Raw genomic sequence first — 18,106 nt, forward strand, 5'->3', positions numbered from 1 at the left:
TTTTTATATAGATTATCAAAAAAACTTATTCATGTCAATTAATAAAAAGCCGATCAGATATATAAATCTTACAGGCCAAGTAAAATATTACTATATTTTACAAAAATAATAAAAAGCGGGCGGTCGCCAGCTTTTTATTAACATAAATATTATTTATGTATATCACTTCTTTTTTGGCATTGAATGTATTGCATCTCCCGTGCAGCAGCATACGGCTTCGTAAAAAACCTCCGACAACGTGGGATGAGCAAACACTGTTGTTTTAATATCTTCAACCTTAAGTCCATTTTTTATTGCCATAGATCCTTCATGCACTATGTCACTAGCATGAGGGCCCATTATATGAACTCCAATTATTTTATGGCTGTCTTTTTCTGCCATGACTTTTACAAATCCCTCACCTTCGCCCATTGCCAGAGCCTTACCATTAGCTCCAAACATTGACTTACCGATAACATATTCTATATTTGCTTCTTTTGCCTCGTCTTCTGTCATTCCAACTGAGGCAGCCTCAGGAAATGTAAAAACACATGAAGGAACTGCATTGTAGTTTAATTGTGGCAAAGTATGCTCGTATATGCCTTCAACACATGATTTTCCCTCTTCCGATGCAATGTGCGCAAGCATTGTGCCTCCAATTACATCACCTATTGCATATACTCCTTCCGCTGAAGTCATATATTTTTCGTCAACCTTTATTCCTTTTTTATCATATTTTATTCCTGCAGCTTCAAGGTTTAATCCATCTATATTAGGTTTCCTTCCGGCAGCTGACAGCAAGTAATCACACTGAACTTCAAAGATTCCCTTTCCGCTATCAACCGTCAACTTAAGTCCTTCTTCTGCTTTATGTACTTCTTTCAGTGCAGAGCCTGTCAAAATTTTTATGCCTTGTTTTTTCATATAAACAGCCAATTTTTTAGACAGTTCATCATCAAGTCTGTACAATATTTTAGGCAGGAATTCTATTATCGTTACTTGAGACCCCAGAGCAGCAAATATTCCGGCAAATTCGGCTCCTACAACGCCTCCGCCTAATATGGCCAAACTTTTAGGAACTTCTTCAAAGTTTAATATCTCATCACTTGTTATAACGCCTGGCAAATCAATTCCGGTGACAGGAACTGATGATGAAACCGAGCCTGTAGCTATAATAATATTTGATAATGTTATTTCTTCGACACTGTTTTCACTTATTACTTCTAATACATTTTTTCCTTTAAATGAAGCTCTTCCTTTTATTACTTCTATTGAGTTTGCTTTTAACAGTTTATCAATACCTGATACAAGTTTGCTGACAACTTCATCTTTTCTCTTTTTAGCTTTTGGCATATCAAATGAGTAATTTCCCATTGCTATTCCATACTCTTCAATACTCTTTAATGATTTAACTGTTTCTGCATTCTTATAAAAGGATTTTGTTGGTATACACCCACTGTTCAGGCATGTTCCACCAAGTCCGGTCTCTTCTATAACCGTCACCTTAGCTCCAAGCTGTGCGGCCTTTATAGCCGCTTCATAGCCTCCTGGGCCCGCACCGATAATAACCAAATCTCTATTCATTCTACACCTGCTTATTATAGCGAAGTACAGGCTTCCTTGCGGCTTGAGCTTCATTAAGCCTGGAAACTACTGTTGTATGCGGAGCATTTTTTACTACGTCCGGATCATTTTCTACTTCATCAGCAATCTGTATCATAGCCCCTATGAACTGATCCAATGTTTCCTTTGTTTCACATTCTGTTGGCTCTATCATCATTGCCTCAGAAACAATTAACGGAAAATAAACTGTAGGAGGATGGTATCCGAAATCCAGAAGCCTCTTAGCTATATCCAGAGTGGTTACACCGCGTTCTTTCTGTAAATCGCCTGACAACACACATTCATGCATACATTCTCTGTCAACAGGCAGGTAGTATCTTCCTTTGAGTTTTGATGCAATATAGTTTGCATTGAGCACTGCATTTTCAGCTACAGCCCTTAATCCTTCCGGACCTTGTCCCCTGATATAAGCATAGGCTTTCACATAAACTCCAAAATTTCCATAGAATGATCTTACCTTTCCTATAGACAGCGGTCTGTCATAATCGAAGACGTACTCATTTTCTTTCTTAGCAACAACTGGAACAGGCAGGAAAGCGCTAAGATGCTCCTTAACCCCTACCGGTCCAGATCCAGGTCCTCCTCCGCCATGAGGTGTACTGAATGTTTTGTGAATGTTGAAATGAACTACATCAAATCCCATATCTCCAGGTCTGGTAACGCCAAGAATTGCATTTGCATTCGCTCCGTCATAGTACATAAGCCCGCCTGCTTCATGCACTATCTCAGATATCTTCAATATATTTTCATCAAACAAACCAAGCGTATTAGGATTTGTCAGCATAAGCCCTGCCACTTTATCACTCATAACAGTTTTTAGGGATTCTAAATCAACTAAACCCTTATCATTTGACTTAACTTCAACTGTCTCAAACCCTGCAACTACTGCTGAAGCAGGATTTGTTCCATGGGCTGAATCAGGAATAATTATTATATTTCTTTTTTCGTCGCCTCTACTTCTGTGATATGCCTTTATTATCATAAGGCCCGTCAGCTCTCCGTGAGCTCCTGCCGCAGGCTGAAGAGTACATTTGTCCATTCCCGAAATTTCTGAAAGCATGCCATCAAGCTCGTATATCACCTGCATAGCTCCTTGTGAAATTTCTTCCGGCTGATATGGATGAATTTTTGAAAATCCGTCAAATCTTGCTACTACTTCGTCTACCTTTGGGTTATACTTCATTGTACAGCTTCCCAGAGGGTAGAACCCTGTATCTACACCGTGGTTTCTCTGCGAAAGTTGTGTGAAATGACGTACCGCATCAAGTTCACTTACCTCAGGCAGTTCAGGAGATTTTTCTCTTAAATATTCATTACCAATAAGTTCTTCCATTTCTAAAGAAGGAACATCACATTCAGGCAGAGAATATGCTTTTCGCCCTTCTCTGCTTAATTCAAATATCAAGGGTTGATGTTTTAGCATATTATTCTGCCGCCTTTCTAATAAAATTATCTATTTCACTTTTTGTACGTTTTTCTGTTACAGCCAAAAGCCAGCCGTCTTTTAGTTCTGGATAATCTTTTGCCAGTTCATAGCCTCCGATAATGTTGTATTTCAGTAGGTCTTTGTTAAGGCTTGCTACATCTTTCTCGCTCTTTACCGTAAATTCCTTAAAGAATGGCTTAGAAAATACGGAACTGAATTTTCCCGTTCCAATTAATTCATTATATGTATAATGCGCTTTCTGTACGCAAAGGTTGGCAACTTCCTTTAATCCTTCTTTTCCCATAAGCGTTAGGTAAATAGCGGCAGTCAAAGCATTTAATGATTGATTTGAGCAAATGTTAGAAGTCGCTTTTTCCCTTCTTATGTGCTGTTCTCTCGTCTGTAGTGTAAGAACGAAGCCTCTGTTCCCATCCTTATCAACAGTCTCTCCTACAATTCTGCCAGGCAATTTTCTCATAAGTTTTTTTGTAACTGCTATGAATCCTAGGTAAGGTCCGCCGAAGCTTAGTGGATTTCCCAGTGACTGTCCATCGCCTACAGCTATGTCAGCTCCCAATTCCCCAGGGCTTTTCAGCAATGCCAACGATATTGGATCAGCACTGGCTATTAGCAGGCTCTTATTTTCATGAGCTATATCTGCTATATCTTTTATATTTTCAATAATTCCAAAGAAGTTAGGGCTCTGAATAATTACAGCGGCCGTGTTTTCATTAATTTTATTTTTTAAATCATCCAAATCAATTTGTCCGTCTTTATATCCGACAGCAGTTACCGTAATATCTCTAAACTGCGCGTATGTCTTAAGCACTTTTATACTTTCAGGATGAGCATTTGATGCAATTATAACCTCGGATCTCTTCGTAGCTTCGCATGCCATGATTGCTGCCTCTGTCAATGCAGTAGCACCATCATACAACGAAGCATTTGCAACAGGAAGGCCTGTCAATTCGCTTATCAACGTCTGATATTCAAAAATGGCCTGCAGTGTCCCCTGACTTATTTCTGGCTGATATGGAGTATACGCTGTATAAAACTCCTGGCGTGAAATTAAGTGATCTATAACCGCCGGAATATAATGGTCGTAGGCACCTGCACCTAAAAAGCATGTATAGTCATCAAGATTACAGTTTTTATTTGCTAATAACTTCATCTTCTCTACAAGCTCCATTTCAGATACCGCCTCTGGAATATCCAAATTTGTTTTTAGCATTACCGACTGAGGAACTGACTTGAATAGAGACTCGATACTATCATATCCCATTTCTTTAAGCATCTGCTCTTGGTCATTATTAGTATTTCCTATATATCTTGTCATTCGTTCCTCCTTACTCGCATATTTTTTCGTAGTCTTCTGACGTAAGCAGAGATTGTGTTTCATCTGGATTGGACATTTCTATAACAGCAAACCATGCATCGTACGGTGATTCATTTATCTTTTCTGGGCTGTCTGCAAGCTCTTCATTGACTTCAACTATAGTGCCTGAAAGCGGAGCATAAACATCTGATGCAGCCTTTACTGATTCAAGAACTACAAATTGGTCTCCCTTTTCAACAGTTGCACCCACTTCAGGAAGTTCAGCGTACACCACTTCACCCAAATGATCCTGAGCATAATCTGTTATACCTATATAAGCCTTGCTTCCTTCTACTTTCACCCATTCATGTGATTCTACATATTTTAATTCCTTTAATAATTTCATAATGCCCTCCATTATTTTTATATTTTCATTATTTTTTATATTTTTTTGTATAAAATGGCTTTTTAATAACTTCAGCTTTTACATTTTTATTTCTTATGACAATCTCAATAGGTGTTTTTTCCTTTGCATATTCTGCATCTACTAATGCAAGACCTATATTTTTCTTCAAAGTAGGCGAATAGCTCCCTGTAGTTACATAGCCTATTTTTTTACCGTCTGAGTGCACTTCGTATCGATTCCTTGGAATTCCCCTTCCAAGCATTTCAAATCCCACAAGTTTCCTTTTTAATCCTGATGCCTTTTGCTCTGATAAGGTATTCCTTCCTATAAAATTATTCTTTGATAATTTTACGCAAAAACCCAGGCCAGCCTCCAGAGGCGTTACATCTTTATCTATTTCGTGACCGTATAAAGGAAGAGCCGCTTCAAATCTCAATGTATCTCTTGCTCCCAGTCCCACCGGAACTATTCCGTTTTCCTTTCCTGCCTCAAGAAGCATATCCCACATCTTAGGCCCTTCGGAAGAAGCGAAGTAAAGTTCAAACCCATCTTCTCCGGTATATCCTGTTCGTGATAACAAAGCACTTATTCCACCAACATTCACGTCGCTTTTAAAATGATAAAATTCTATTTCGTCTAAATTTTCATTTACAAGCTTCTGTAAAATCGCTTGTGCTTCAGGCCCTTGAAGAGCAAGCTGAGCATAATCAAGCGATACGTTTTTAATTTTTATATTCCCTAACGCATTATTATTCAACCACTCATAATCCTTTTCAGTGTTCGAAGCGTTAACAACAAGCAAATAATCAGTACTGCTGTATTTGTACACCAGCAAATCATCTACTACTCCACCATCTTCATAGCACATTGTTGTATATGCTATCTGATTATCCGCAAGAACAGAAATATCATTAGTAACAATCATTTGCAGATATTTTTCCGCATCTTCACCTTTGACTGTTATCTCTCCCATATGAGACACATCAAACAATCCCGCCTTACTTCTAACTGCCTCATGCTCCAAAATTATCCCCGAATATTCCACAGGAAGATTCCAACCGCCAAAGTCAATTATTTTACCCTTTAATTCTAAATGCTTTTCATATAATGGTGTCGTTTTCACTAAATCACTCCTTTTCAATTATTCATTTGACATATAATAATGCCTAAAATAAAAGACAGCGATAATAACCAATGTCATTACCTCTGTCTTAATCTTTGTTATTCAGAGAATTGTCCAAGCTTCATCCTTTTGCCTGAAAGTTTCATCGCACTCGACACGTGCGACTTGCTTCTTCGGCTCCCCCTTCGGGGTCTCTCCAAAGCTTTTCATACAATTATACTTGCGTATTTTTATTCTTACTGATAAACCTTTATTTGTTACTTTTAACCATATTATAAAACTTTAATTCCAAAGAGTCAACAGTTTTTGTATCGTGAAAAAAACTACTTTTAAGAGAGCTATTGTCCGCATATTTATGATAACTTTATATCAATATATACTTCTTGACTTTTATCTGCTAAACTATTATTATTTTATATATATCAATATATGGAGTGGAAAATGAATATTTTAATAACATATGCAGGCAATAACAGCACTACTTCAGAATGCGCGAAGTTACTGTCTGAAAAACTTCCTGGTTCTCATGTAGTAAATTTAACTAAAGAAAGCCCGGACATATCTGGCTATGATACCATTATAATAGGAAGTTGTATAAGATTTAACAACATACATTCTTCAGTAGTAAATTTTATCAGACATAACTTAGAAGTACTTATGAAAAAAAACACTGCCATATATTTGTGTTGCGGTTTCCCAGAAAAAGCTAATCAATACCTACTTCATAATTTCCCAAAGAAACTATTGAACAAATCCATATCAATCCAATGCTTCGGAGGAAAATTAAAAGTTAAGCCCCATAAATTGTTTGATCGATTAATTATTAAAACCGTTCAAAAAAATTTCAAATTAGAAAGCCGAAAATTTACAGAAATAGATTACGAAAGTATACAGACAATGGCAAGTGATATATTACAATCAAAAAAATAAGAATGGCATTTTTAAGTTGCCATTCTTATTTTTAGTGTTATCTAAAGTCATTATTGTTGTTATTGTTTCTGTTGTTATTGTTTCTGTTGTTATTGTTTTGATTATTATTATTTTGATTATTGTTTTGATTGTTATTTTCGCGGTTATCAAATCTATTGTTCTCACGATTGTTTAACCTGTTGTTGTTTTTGTTTTCAAATCTGTTGTTATTGTTTTTGTTATTATTTTTGTTTTCGAAATTATTGTTATTCTTGTTTTCAAATCTGTTGGTTTCATTCTTATTTTGGAAATTATTATTCATTCGCTTCATCTGCTCCCTTAAGTTTTGTTGGCTGTCTAATTTTGACTGTTCTTCCCAATTCAATAACAATGAATCGTTATTTGAATTTTTGCTATTATTGTTCGTAATGATCGATCACCTTCAATCAACATATTAAAGACAGTTATTACAATTTGCTGCCTCAAATATATTATTAACATTTGGCGATGAATTATTTATCCTTTTTATTGAATTCAAAGTATTTTTTTACAATAAATCTAACTGCAAAAATGATACATTGCAATTCCGGCAGCTATGGTTAAGTTTAGGGAGTCTATCCTGTCGGTATGCTTTATAAACACACTTGTACCTGCAGAAGAAAAGCTTGAATCCAGTCCTGTGGATTCATTTCCAAAAACAAGAGAAAACAGCTCGTTTTCATCATGCCTAACATCCTTTAGTGTCTTTGCTCCGTCCAACATAAATGTATAAATTCTTCTATTATTATACGCATCTTTATATTCATCAAAACTATCAAAATATTTAAAATTTATTCTGAACAGAGAACCCATCGAAGCTCTGACCACTTTTGGATCAAATATATCGACGCCGGGACTTATAACTGCCAGGTTGCTCAACCCAAAACCTGTCAGCGTTCGTATAATTGTTCCCATATTTCCCATATTTCCCGGATTAACCAGAACTAGATGCGAAGCTTCTGCATTCAACCGGCATTGGTATTTGGAAAACACACCAACAACAAAATTATTTTCCTTGTCACTTATTCGTCTTATCGCTTTATCGGCAACTTCTGTCTTCACGCCGTACCTTCTGCAAATTTCAAAAATATCGGCATCCGATTCCGATTTATAATTAGAGCTAACCAGCACCTTTACAACTGCTTCAGGCCGGAATTTTATCAGTTCAACGGTTGGAAACATACCAAATGTATATGAATGCTCAAAGCCCTTTTTATACGCTTTTATATCCATTTAATTCTCCTTAAATTAGAGCAAAAGTCTTCAATAAATATATAAACATGAATATAGTCAAAGGACATATCATAGTAGTAACAAATACAAGCTGTCCGGCCAATTCATAGTTACAATCATATTGCTGCGCCATTGTATAGCTTGAAACAGCACATGACGGAGCAGACATGCTTAGTAGCGCTCCAAGTTCAACATCCCTAAAGCCAAGCAATACTGCGGCAATAAGTATAATTGCCGGAAATAGTATAAGTCTGCCAAATGCGGCAAAATATATATGCCTTATATTTTTTGATAAATTTTTGATTTCAATCTCACCGCCAAGCACCATCAAAGCAAGCGGCGTAGCCATTCCTGCTACATCAGACACCACATTTTCCACAAAACCCGGAAGCCTTATGCCAAAAATAGAAAATACGATGCCAAGAACAGAACCTATTATTAACGGATTCTTAACTATATTTACGGCAGTATCTAATAAATTACTCTTTACTTCTGAATACCAGTCCAATATTACTACGGCCAGAAAATTAAACAACGGTATTATTACTGCAGTAAGGCTTGTAACAACTTCCAGGTTAGCATCTCCAAAAATATTCTTGCTGAGCGTAACACCGAAAAGCACAAAGTTGCTTCTATATATGGCCTGTATTATTACGCCGCGGTTTCTTTTTTCCTTTTCAAATTTGGGAACCACTATAAACATTATGCCTACCAGAATCAAAACTATACTTATAGCAAACAGAATCAAACGTATGTTAACCGAATCTGAAATATGACTCTTATATATATTATTAAATAAAAGCACCGGAAGAAGCGCTTTAAATGCAAAATTGTTTGCCTTCACAAGAAAATCTTTGTCAAATATTTTTATCTGTCTCAGAAAATATCCTATCATCATCAGAGAGAATATTGGCAATACAACATTGATTGAGAATAATAAATTTTCCACATCAAGTCCTTTCTATCTTATTGCTCTGTCAAATATGCATAAATTAGTTTAATAGTATTTTCTATACCTTCAATATGAGTTCTTTCCATTCCGTGCGAAGCGTGAACCCCCGGACCGATAAGAGCTCCTCTTATATCATTTCCGCCCTTTAAAGAAGCGGATACGTCCGAGCCATACATCGGGTATATATCTACTGCATAATTTAATTTATGCTTTTTAGCCATCCCCATTAATTTATTGGTAATATCATAATCATACGGACCTGAACTATCCTTGGCACAAATTGATACGTCATGCTCTGTACAAGATAAATCAAGACCTATACACCCCATATCAATTGCTACAAGCTCATCTACATCATCTGGTATGTTAGAGCATCCATGACCGACTTCTTCATAAGATGAAACTATAATTTTGACATTAGTATTCGGTTTTGTTCCAAGTCTTTTAAACATTTCCATCAAGCTTAATGCACACGCCGTTCCTGCCTTGTCATCAAGATATCTTGATTTAATAAAACCTGAAGGCGTTATTATAAACTTCGGATCTATGGAAATAAAATCACCCGAGCCTATTTCCAGCTTCTGTACATCTTCTTTATTTTTTACTTTTTCATCAAGCCTTATCATCATATTTTCTTCGGTTCTTTCTTTGCTTCTTGCATCAGTATATACATGTACCGAAGGAGACGTCGAAATCATAGTTCCAGTATATATTTTCCCAGTTCTTGTATGAATTTTGCAATATTCACCGTCAAGGGTTGTAAACATATTTCCGCCTATTGATGTAATTTTTAATGTACCGTCTGAATTTATTGATCTTACCATTGCGCCCAAAGTATCCACATGAACCGGAATTCCTATGCAATAGCTGTTGTCAATTCCTTCTATTTCAATTATTCTGTTACCTTTTTTATTTCTTGAAATGCTGTATTCACTTTCATCTGCTTTTTTTTCAATATATTGCATAACCTCCTTACAAAATCCGGTAGGACTAGGTATGCTAATTATTGCCTCCAACAATTCAAGAGTGTATTTAATGTTAGTTTCCAAGTACTTGTCCCTCCAAAAAATATTATGATAGAATTATACTACTAATCCTTTCACATTTACAATACTTTAATTGATAATTGCACGCATATGGTTTAAAATATATAATATCATTAGAATTATATACGCTAAAGGGAGGTTTATTATGGAAAACATAAAGCTTAGAGATTTCTTGGATTATAAGTTTTTATCGGGGATTGAGCTGTCACCGGATAAAAATCATGCAGCGTTTGTGGTTCACACCTCTGATTACGACGATAATAAATACGATTCAACTATTTGGACTTACAACTGCCTGACCGGAGAATCCAAAAAACTTACCAATATGAACAAGGAAAAGTCTTTTATATGGCTTGACAACACCACACTGATTTTTCAATCCATGCGTGATGAAAAATTAAAGAAAAAAACAGAAGACGGAGAACATTGGACTGTATTTTACGCAATTGACATTAACGGAGGAGAAGCTTATGAATACATGAGAATACCCCTCAAAGTCAATGAAATAAAAAAGATAGCCCATGAAAAGTTCCTCATTACAGCAGAATATGACCACTATGGCATAAATCTTCATTCACACAAGTCAGATGAAAAGGATAAAGCAATTGACAAAATAAAAGAAAACAAAGATTATGAAATTTTGGATGAAATACCGTTTTGGTCAAACGGAGAGGGATTTATAAACAAAAAACGAAACAGGCTGTACTTATTCGATAAAGGCACTAAAGATATAGTTCCGATTTCAGGACAGTTTGAAAATGTTACAGTAACAGGTATTAAAGATGGAAAAGTTCTTTATACGTCCCAAAATTACACCAACAAGCTTGAGCTGACAAACGAACTGTATTTGTACGATCTATACTCTGAAAAAGCAATGCTATTAATTGAGGAAGATGAATTTAATATAGATTTTGCGGAATTTGTAGGTAACGAAATTTTATTCGCAGCCTCTGCAATGGATAAGTACGGCTTGAACCAAAATCCTTACTTCTATAAATTGAGAAACGGCGAGGCGGAACTCATATGCGAACATGACTTCGGAATGCACAATTCGGTTGGGTCAGACTGCCGTTACGGAGGCGGTGCCGATTACAGAGTGTTTGATAACTGCCTGTACTTTGTATCAACCGAAAATAAAAGCTCCTTTATCAAAAAGCTCTCACTAGACGGAACCATTGAAAAAATAACATCCGATAACGGGTCAATAGACTGTTTTGACATATGTAGCGAGGGAATAGTCTTTATAGGCCTCCGGGGAAATAGACTTCAGGAAATATATACATATGCAAGCAACAGGTCAACTCAGAAAACAAAATTTAATGAAAAGATATCAGAAACTAAAAACATAATAAAACCTGAAAGAATGGAATTTATAAATGACGGAACAAAAATAGAAGGTTATATCTTGAAACCTGTCAACTATGATGAAAACAAGAGCTATCCTGCAATTCTCGACATACACGGCGGTCCAAAAACCGTATTCGGCGAAATTTTCTATCACGAAATGCAGGTTTGGGCAAACGAAGGATATTTTGTATTTTTCTGCAACCCGAGAGGCAGCGAAGGCAGAGGCGATGAATTTGCTGACATAAGAGGAAAATACGGAACCATAGATTACGAAGATTTAATGAAATTTACCGACTTGGTGCTTAAAAAATATCCACAGATAGACAGATCTAACATAGGAGTAACAGGAGGCTCTTACGGCGGATTTATGACAAACTGGATTATAGGCCACACAGACAGATTCAAATGTGCCGTATCACAAAGAAGTATCTCAAATTGGATTTCAAAATTTGGAACTACAGACATAGGATATTACTTCAATTCCGATCAGAACCAATCAACTCCTTGGGATAACCCGGAAAAAATGTGGTTTCATTCGCCGCTTAAATATGCCAATCAAGCTGTAACACCAACACTATTTATTCATTCGGAGAAGGATTATCGCTGCTGGCTGGCAGAAGGGCTTCAAATGTTTACCGCCTTAAAATATCACGGAGTTGATGCACGGCTGTGCATGTTCAGAGAGGAAAATCATGAACTGAGCAGAAGTGGAAAGCCACGACACAGAGTTAAAAGACTTGAGGAAATGACAAACTGGTTTGAAAAATATTTGAGGTAGAATTTATATATTTATAGTGTTAAAGGCTCTCTGTTTATTGAGAGCTTTTAACAATAAACAAAAATCTTCCCAAAATAATCGGGAAGACTTTTTAAAAATGTACTATGTTAAATGATTAGCAGCAATCTCCTGCTCCGCCTACTCTATCACAGTTGCAGAACAATACAACCAATAACAGGAAGAAGAATAATAAGCTGTCATTATCGCCTATTCCGCCTATTCCGCCCAGCAATCCGTCATCTCCGCACATGCATCCGATAACTACCAAAAGCAGGAAGAAGAATAATAAGCTGTTCCCATTGTCTCCTAATATATTGTTAAACATATAGAACCTCCTAAAATTAATTTTTATATATATTATTCATAAGACAATTAAAGTGTTACTTTATTGTTCATTATTTAATGATTTTAAAAACAAAATTATTTTATCACCCAAACTGCTCTGCCCTTTATAGTTGTACCCACTGTATCCACTACTGTGAATCTGAGTGTTGCCAGGATCGTAATCCTTATATCTATATCTGTCAAAATTACTTTTTACAGATTCCATATTGTTCAGCATACCTATAAGATACTGCTTTGAGCTGTCTTCCACATACGGCTTCTCTGATAATCTGTTTAAAATATATATCAGCTCTATTATGTCATACATTTTGCTGTACATATCTCTATCATAATTTCTTCTGCCCACCTTCATCACTCCTGCCGTTTTTATTTATTATATGAAACCAACTATACATATGCCATTAATTACATATTTTTTTCATTTTAATAACTAAATTTTATTAAAATGTTTATTTTTTTTATGATATATTATATAATGGTTTTATAAAACGACAAACGAGGTACTGTATGAAAATATTAAGCAATATTATTGTATTAGCCCTAATAGGTCTGTTTTCATCCACTTATTTATTTAATCTTTCTCCGATAGATTATAGAGGAACAATTGAAATAGAAACTCCACAGGAAGAAAGGACTTTGAGCCTGGAATCAGATGAAAAGGATTTACTGAATCCGGAATCAATTACTATAAGTCATGTTTCTTTAAATGACGAAATAATTAAAAGCGTTTCTGATAATATTTTTACCCTTGATATTTACAAAAATGATAAAATCGTTAAAAATGGTATAAGCGGACTCGAACTTGTTTCTCCTTCTGTAAACATGTCAATATCAGTCAATAAGGATAACCCTATACTGACGACATTAGATATCAATCAGAAAAAACTTGGACTCGAAGACGGGATTTATAAATTTGTTTTCAATTCAAATCTAATATCGGATTCTGACAAATCAACATTATCAATAAATGTTACCTATGATACCAGCGGAGCGTACTACCATGCAACTAGCCAGTCCCCCGTTAACACTAAAGGTCTAACATTATATTTTGTTGCCGAATATACCGATGAATTAATTCCAGTTACCCGTTTTGTTGTAGAGGACAAATCAATCACCAGAATGGCGATTGAACAGCTTCAAAACGGGCCCGTAAACAACGGTATGGAATCGGTTATAAAAAATGTTACAAACACAACATATAATAACGGCAACGTTGTAATTGACATTCCTAGTTCATACGCAGGATACAACGATGGAAGCAAAGATGCTTCCCTTGCATACAGCGCATTTGTAAAAACAATTTTTGATGTTGATAGATATTGGCCAATATACAGTGTAACCTTTACAGTTGACAGATTAAAAACAGATACTTATTTCAATGGACTTTCAAGCGAAAGTTTGAATTTACTACCCAATGCAGAAATGAACTACCTGCTTTACATGGCATACAAAATAGATGGCAGGTACTACCTATATGATTATGAAACTGATATGAGTAAAACCGGAATATCGGCAGAAGATTCCATTGAACTTAAAGCGCAAAAATTATTTGATGCATACAAAGATTCAGATGTACCATACGGAATAAGTCCGATTCCTGAAAGCATTACATTGCAAGAAGCAAAAACTGAGAATTCAACATTAGTTTTAGACTTTGGATCTGAATTTTTAAATGCTTACAAAGATAAACCCGATTTAAGACAAATGATGATTGAATCTATGGTATATACTTTTACAACAATACCTGGAATTGACAGCGTAAAAATAACAGTTAACGGTGAACCCCTGAAAAATTTCGTAGAGTTTGATGATGGTAGAGATATAGCTGCGGCTATGTATCCTCCTTATTTCATAAACCCAGAAATTGTTCAGGAAAATCAGTAAAAGTAAAGGAGAAATAAATGAACGGTTTTAGAAATTTTATGACAGGAAGATATGGCACAGACCAGCTCACTGTAGCACTTATTATATTAGGCATGGTTCTAACATTTACAGGTGATGTTTTTAGACTGGATCTTCTAACATTAATATCCTACGCAGCATTTTTAATGAGCATCTATAGAACACTGTCAAAAAACATTATTGCAAGACGAAAAGAAAACGCAAAATTCCTGCACTATTGGAATCCCGCAAAAGATTGGCTAAGTACAAAGTACAGCATTTTAAAGTCAAATAAATCATATAAATACTTTAAGTGCCCTAATTGTAAACAGGAACTGAGAGTTCCAAGGGGAAGAGGAAAAATAGCAGTTACATGCCAAAAATGTCATACAAAATTCATTCAAAAATCATAAAAAATGAACCTGATAAATTAACAGGTTCATTTTTTTAACCTAACATTCCAACATATCTCTGCCTATTGGTGTATGTTTAAACACCGCCATAAATAACGTAGCAGAAATAATTCCGGCTGCCGATTGGATAGAGTTGCCTGGAATTTCGCTTATTGTTGAAATAAAGCTTCCAACCATCACAGAACCTACAACATAGTAGGCAAATATCTGCCATACACTTCCCGCTAAAGCTCCTGCAACCCATTTATGCTTCATTCCTCCAGGCAGTTTTTCAGCAACTGTACCCATGATCAATGCCATTATTCCTTTAATTATAAATGTTGGTACTGCATAAAAACTATAGCCGCCGATAATATCTGCCAAAGAAGCTCCTATTGCTCCTGCCCACGCTCCATTTTTCTTGCCTAGCAACAGTACAGCAATAAATATGAATCCATCTCCTAAATGAGTATACCCATTTGTTACAGGCGAAGGTACCTTTATAATAAATGTTGCAACGCAAACCAATGCCGCAAGCAGAGATGTGTATACTAATTCTTTTATTTTCTTATCTTCCATACTTTACCTCCCTTTTTAATATTATTTATATCTTAATTATAATCTTATCTGTACCCTTGAAAAGATACAGTTTATTGTTTTATATAGTGTACAGATGTATTTTATTTTATATGTATAAAAATCTATCTACTTTACCTGCCCAATGGAAAATTAAAGCAAAAATGCTTCCAAATAAAAAAAGACTATTAAAATTTATAAATGTTTTTGACTTTTTATAGATAATGCTTTATAATAAGTGCTAATTATCAGACAAACTAAGGGGTGATACAATGAAAAATGTTTTAGATGAAGCTAAAACACTGCAGGAAGTAATAGTAAAGGACAGAAGGTATTTGCATCAGAATGCTGAACTGGGGCATGACTTGCCGATTACTTCCGAATATTTAGTAAACAGACTGAAAGAAATGGGCTATGAACCTCAGGTTATTACCGATTCAGCAATTGTAGCTCTAGCCGGCGGAAAAAAGAAAGGCCCCACTATTTTATTGAGAGCAGATATGGATGCTCTGCCCATACTTGAAGAAAATGGGCTTGAATATAAATCAACAACAAAAAATATGCATGCCTGCGGCCATGACGTCCACGCTTCAATGCTGCTTGGAGCTGCTCAAATTTTAAAGAGCCACGAAGATGAGCTTGAAGGAACAGTTAAGCTCATGTTTCAACCAGCTGAAGAACAGCTGTCTGGAGCAAAATCAATGATTGAAGCAGGTGTGCTTGAGAACCCAAAGGTGGATGCTGCAATTATGATCCATATCTTTTCCGGCATGCCGGTACCTGCTGGATCTCTGCTTGTACCTAATGGAGGATATGTAACTTCATCAGGAGACATGTTCCATATAGATATTAAAGGTAAGGGCGGTCATGGGGCAATGCCTAACAATTCTGTGGATCCACTGAATGTAGCTGCTCATATACATATTTCACTTCAGGAAATTATTTCAAGAGAAGTACCTCCTTCAAGCACAACTGTTATTACTATCGGACAGATGCACGGAGGAAATGCGTCAAATATAATTCCAGATACTGCATTTATTCAGGGAAGTATCAGGGCATTTGACGAAAAAGAAAGAGAACATATGAAAAATAGAGTTGTTGAAATTTCAAAAGGAACAGCCTCAACTTTCAGAGCAGAAGCAAATGTTGAATATAGAATGGAATGCCCTTCTGTTTATAACAACCCAGAGCTCTATGAACAAGTGCATAAAATCAATGTAGATTTATTGGGAAAAGAAGCTGTCAAAGCATTTGATACAGCATTCCCAGGAGGGAAAATGACCGGTTCCGAAGACTTCGGTTATATCAGCGAAAGAGTTCCTTCAGTTATGATGGCTTTAGGCGGAGGCTCTCCTGAGCAAGGATACCCGTACCCTCAACACCATCCAAAGGTAAATTTTGATGAGGATGTTTTCTACATAGGTTCTGCAGTCTATGCCAATACCGCTATTGAATGGCTGAGACTAAGCAAATAAATATCTAAAATAAATATCGCCGGAAAATATTATCCGGCGATATTTTGTATTAAATTTAATTTCAAGCTTTACTTTTCAACTTCATTAAGATAGTCAGTTGCATACTGTGTATACAGCGCAGATCCGTAATGCAGCATATCTTCATCAACATCAAAGTTAGGATGATGGTTTGCAAAGCATGTGTTTTTAGCTTCATTAGCTGTCCCAACCAGTACAAAAGTTCCCGGAACCTTTTCAAGATACTCTGAAAAATCCTCTGCGCCGGGCATCTTTTGCATCTCTATTACTGCATCCTCAGACATTATTTTTTTAATCGACTTTTCTACTCTTTCCGTAGACTTTTCATCATTTATAGTTGGTGCTGTTAATAGTTTATATTCCAGTTCAGCTTTAGCTCTGTAAGTTGCGGCAGTAGATTCTGCTATTCTTTTTATCATTTCCGGAAGCTTATCTCTAACTTCATAGCTGAAGCACCTTGTTGTTCCTTCCATAACGGCTTCATCGGCAATTATGTTAAACCTTGTACCAGAAATCAGTTTTCCAACACTTACAACAACAGTATCCATCGGCGATACTTCTCTGCTTGCTATTGACTGCAAGTTCATTACTATTGCAGAAGCTGCAAGCAGCGCATCAACTGCAAGGTTAGGCATAGACCCGTGACCACCAGTTCCCTTTACGGTAATTTTGAAAGAATCTGCGGATGCCATTCTTGCTCCTGCTCCTATAGCAATTTTTCCTGCAGGGAGATGGCCCATTACATGCATTCCGAATACTTCGTCGACTCCGTCTAAAGCCCCTTCTTCTATCATTTTTTTAGCTCCCTGAGCAACTTCTTCGCCAGGCTGGAACATCAATTTTACAGTTCCTTTTATTTCATCTTTAATCTCATTAAGTATGGCTGCCGCACCCAGAAGCATAGCCGCATGGCAGTCATGGCCGCATGCATGCATCACGCCGTCAGTTTGGGATTTATATTCGACATTGTTCTTTTCAGTAATTTCTAGAGCATCGATATCAGCTCTCAAAGCTATTGTTTTTCCTTCATGATTGCCCTTTATTATACCCAGCACACCTGTCCCTGCAATTGGTTTGCATGGTATGCCCATCTTTGTCAGCTCCTCTGCTATCCTTCGTGCTGTTCTTTCCTCATGCATGCTTATTTCAGGATTCATATGAAATTCTCTTCTCATATTAACTACATACTGCGCATATTTTTTTGAAAGTTCCTGTATATTCATTTCATACTCCTTTTATTCAA

Annotated in this window: 18 protein-coding genes and 1 riboswitch; of the genes, 5 read left to right on the forward strand and 13 right to left on the reverse strand. The window is 36.2% G+C overall.

What is annotated here, in order from left to right; all coding sequences use genetic code 11:
* Positions 1–162 precede the first annotated feature (162 nt).
* Genes lpdA through gcvT form a run of 5 tightly spaced genes read right to left on the reverse strand, consistent with a single transcriptional unit; the run spans position 163 to position 5,872 of the window.
* On the reverse strand, positions 163–1,563 hold the full coding sequence (lpdA, locus tag ACS3UD_RS11830; RefSeq protein ID WP_308139418.1) for a dihydrolipoyl dehydrogenase: 1,401 nt from the start codon (positions 1,561–1,563) through the stop codon (positions 163–165).
* A gap of 1 nt (position 1,564) precedes the next feature.
* On the reverse strand, positions 1,565–3,025 hold the full coding sequence (gene gcvPB / locus ACS3UD_RS11835; protein WP_308139417.1) for an aminomethyl-transferring glycine dehydrogenase subunit GcvPB: 1,461 nt from the start codon (positions 3,023–3,025) through the stop codon (positions 1,565–1,567).
* Position 3,026: 1 nt separating this feature from the next.
* Positions 3,027–4,364 carry an aminomethyl-transferring glycine dehydrogenase subunit GcvPA gene (gene gcvPA, locus ACS3UD_RS11840; protein ID WP_308139416.1) on the reverse strand — a complete coding sequence of 446 codons (1,338 nt, stop codon included), beginning with the start codon at positions 4,362–4,364 and terminating at the stop codon, positions 3,027–3,029.
* Between the two features lie 10 nt (positions 4,365–4,374).
* Positions 4,375–4,749: a glycine cleavage system protein GcvH gene (gene gcvH, locus ACS3UD_RS11845; RefSeq protein ID WP_308139415.1), complete on the reverse strand. Its 375-nt coding sequence runs from the start codon at positions 4,747–4,749 to the stop codon at positions 4,375–4,377.
* 28 nt (positions 4,750–4,777) lie between these two features.
* Positions 4,778–5,872 (reverse strand): glycine cleavage system aminomethyltransferase GcvT, encoded by a 1,095-nt coding sequence (gene gcvT, locus ACS3UD_RS11850; RefSeq protein WP_308139414.1) that lies wholly within the window; start codon positions 5,870–5,872, stop codon positions 4,778–4,780.
* A gap of 111 nt (positions 5,873–5,983) precedes the next feature.
* Positions 5,984–6,082, reverse strand: a riboswitch (glycine riboswitch).
* A gap of 231 nt (positions 6,083–6,313) precedes the next feature.
* On the opposite strand from gcvT, the gene ACS3UD_RS11855 reads away from it, so the two are divergent.
* Positions 6,314–6,802: a flavodoxin domain-containing protein gene (locus ACS3UD_RS11855; RefSeq protein ID WP_308139413.1), complete on the forward strand. Its 489-nt coding sequence runs from the start codon at positions 6,314–6,316 to the stop codon at positions 6,800–6,802.
* 37 nt (positions 6,803–6,839) lie between these two features.
* On the opposite strand, the gene ACS3UD_RS11860 is transcribed toward ACS3UD_RS11855, so the two are convergent.
* From ACS3UD_RS11860 to ACS3UD_RS11875, 4 genes are all read right to left on the reverse strand, one after another.
* Positions 6,840–7,103 carry a hypothetical protein gene (locus tag ACS3UD_RS11860; RefSeq protein ID WP_308139412.1) on the reverse strand — a complete coding sequence of 88 codons (264 nt, stop codon included), beginning with the start codon at positions 7,101–7,103 and terminating at the stop codon, positions 6,840–6,842.
* Between the two features lie 236 nt (positions 7,104–7,339).
* A complete protein-coding gene (locus tag ACS3UD_RS11865) occupies positions 7,340–8,053 on the reverse strand; it encodes a TrmH family RNA methyltransferase (protein ID WP_308139411.1) in 714 nt (237 codons plus the stop codon).
* Positions 8,054–8,063: 10 nt separating this feature from the next.
* Positions 8,064–9,002 (reverse strand): AEC family transporter, encoded by a 939-nt coding sequence (locus tag ACS3UD_RS11870; protein WP_308139410.1) that lies wholly within the window; start codon positions 9,000–9,002, stop codon positions 8,064–8,066.
* Positions 9,003–9,019: 17 nt separating this feature from the next.
* Entirely contained in the window at positions 9,020–10,054 is a 1,035-nt protein-coding gene (locus ACS3UD_RS11875) for a M42 family metallopeptidase (RefSeq protein ID WP_308139409.1), read from the reverse strand.
* A 142-nt stretch (positions 10,055–10,196) separates the two neighbouring features.
* Between ACS3UD_RS11875 and ACS3UD_RS11880 the strand changes: the two genes are divergently transcribed.
* Positions 10,197–12,176: an alpha/beta hydrolase family protein gene (locus ACS3UD_RS11880; RefSeq protein WP_308139408.1), complete on the forward strand. Its 1,980-nt coding sequence runs from the start codon at positions 10,197–10,199 to the stop codon at positions 12,174–12,176.
* Positions 12,177–12,291: 115 nt separating this feature from the next.
* On the opposite strand, the gene ACS3UD_RS11885 is transcribed toward ACS3UD_RS11880, so the two are convergent.
* Positions 12,292–12,501: a hypothetical protein gene (locus ACS3UD_RS11885; RefSeq protein ID WP_308139407.1), complete on the reverse strand. Its 210-nt coding sequence runs from the start codon at positions 12,499–12,501 to the stop codon at positions 12,292–12,294.
* Positions 12,502–12,561: 60 nt separating this feature from the next.
* Entirely contained in the window at positions 12,562–12,867 is a 306-nt protein-coding gene (locus ACS3UD_RS11890) for a hypothetical protein (RefSeq protein WP_308139406.1), read from the reverse strand.
* 161 nt (positions 12,868–13,028) lie between these two features.
* Here ACS3UD_RS11890 and ACS3UD_RS11895 point away from each other — a divergent pair, with 161 nt between their 5' ends.
* Complete coding sequence (locus tag ACS3UD_RS11895) at positions 13,029–14,405, forward strand: GerMN domain-containing protein (RefSeq protein WP_308139405.1); 1,377 nt, start codon at positions 13,029–13,031, stop codon at positions 14,403–14,405.
* Positions 14,406–14,422: 17 nt separating this feature from the next.
* The gene (locus ACS3UD_RS11900; RefSeq protein WP_308139404.1) at positions 14,423–14,815 is read left to right on the forward strand and encodes a hypothetical protein; all 393 of its coding nucleotides are present in this window, start codon (positions 14,423–14,425) and stop codon (positions 14,813–14,815) included.
* Between the two features lie 39 nt (positions 14,816–14,854).
* On the opposite strand, the gene ACS3UD_RS11905 is transcribed toward ACS3UD_RS11900, so the two are convergent.
* Entirely contained in the window at positions 14,855–15,373 is a 519-nt protein-coding gene (locus ACS3UD_RS11905) for an ECF transporter S component (protein ID WP_308139403.1), read from the reverse strand.
* A 269-nt stretch (positions 15,374–15,642) separates the two neighbouring features.
* Between ACS3UD_RS11905 and ACS3UD_RS11910 the strand changes: the two genes are divergently transcribed.
* Positions 15,643–16,845, forward strand: a complete 1,203-nt coding sequence (locus ACS3UD_RS11910; RefSeq protein ID WP_308139402.1) for a M20 metallopeptidase family protein — start codon at positions 15,643–15,645, stop codon at positions 16,843–16,845.
* Positions 16,846–16,913: 68 nt separating this feature from the next.
* On the opposite strand, the gene ACS3UD_RS11915 is transcribed toward ACS3UD_RS11910, so the two are convergent.
* Positions 16,914–18,086 (reverse strand): M20 family metallopeptidase, encoded by a 1,173-nt coding sequence (locus ACS3UD_RS11915; RefSeq protein ID WP_308139401.1) that lies wholly within the window; start codon positions 18,084–18,086, stop codon positions 16,914–16,916.
* Positions 18,087–18,106: the final 20 nt, after the last annotated feature.

It is taken from the genome of Sedimentibacter sp. LTW-03, assembly GCF_052059825.1.
GTDB lineage: Bacteria > Bacillota > Clostridia > Tissierellales > Sedimentibacteraceae > Sedimentibacter.

Bases quoted from the DNA above. Each gene is read 5' to 3' on its own strand.
- lpdA (WP_308139418.1), bottom strand. From the start codon at position 1,563: ATGAATAGAGATTTGGTTATTATCGGTGCGGGCCCAGGAGGCTATGAA.
- gcvPB (WP_308139417.1), bottom strand. From the start codon at position 3,025: ATGCTAAAACATCAACCCTTGATATTTGAATTAAGCAGAGAAGGGCGA.
- gcvPA (WP_308139416.1), bottom strand. From the start codon at position 4,364: ATGACAAGATATATAGGAAATACTAATAATGACCAAGAGCAGATGCTT.
- gcvH (WP_308139415.1), bottom strand. From the start codon at position 4,749: ATGAAATTATTAAAGGAATTAAAATATGTAGAATCACATGAATGGGTG.
- ACS3UD_RS11855 (WP_308139413.1), top strand. From the start codon at position 6,314: ATGAATATTTTAATAACATATGCAGGCAATAACAGCACTACTTCAGAA.
- ACS3UD_RS11860 (WP_308139412.1), bottom strand. From the start codon at position 7,103: ATGAATAATAATTTCCAAAATAAGAATGAAACCAACAGATTTGAAAAC.
- ACS3UD_RS11865 (WP_308139411.1), bottom strand. From the start codon at position 8,053: ATGGATATAAAAGCGTATAAAAAGGGCTTTGAGCATTCATATACATTT.
- ACS3UD_RS11880 (WP_308139408.1), top strand. From the start codon at position 10,197: ATGGAAAACATAAAGCTTAGAGATTTCTTGGATTATAAGTTTTTATCG.
- ACS3UD_RS11885 (WP_308139407.1), bottom strand. From the start codon at position 12,501: ATGTTTAACAATATATTAGGAGACAATGGGAACAGCTTATTATTCTTC.
- ACS3UD_RS11895 (WP_308139405.1), top strand. From the start codon at position 13,029: ATGAAAATATTAAGCAATATTATTGTATTAGCCCTAATAGGTCTGTTT.
- ACS3UD_RS11900 (WP_308139404.1), top strand. From the start codon at position 14,423: ATGAACGGTTTTAGAAATTTTATGACAGGAAGATATGGCACAGACCAG.
- ACS3UD_RS11905 (WP_308139403.1), bottom strand. From the start codon at position 15,373: ATGGAAGATAAGAAAATAAAAGAATTAGTATACACATCTCTGCTTGCG.
- ACS3UD_RS11910 (WP_308139402.1), top strand. From the start codon at position 15,643: ATGAAAAATGTTTTAGATGAAGCTAAAACACTGCAGGAAGTAATAGTA.
- ACS3UD_RS11915 (WP_308139401.1), bottom strand. From the start codon at position 18,086: ATGAATATACAGGAACTTTCAAAAAAATATGCGCAGTATGTAGTTAAT.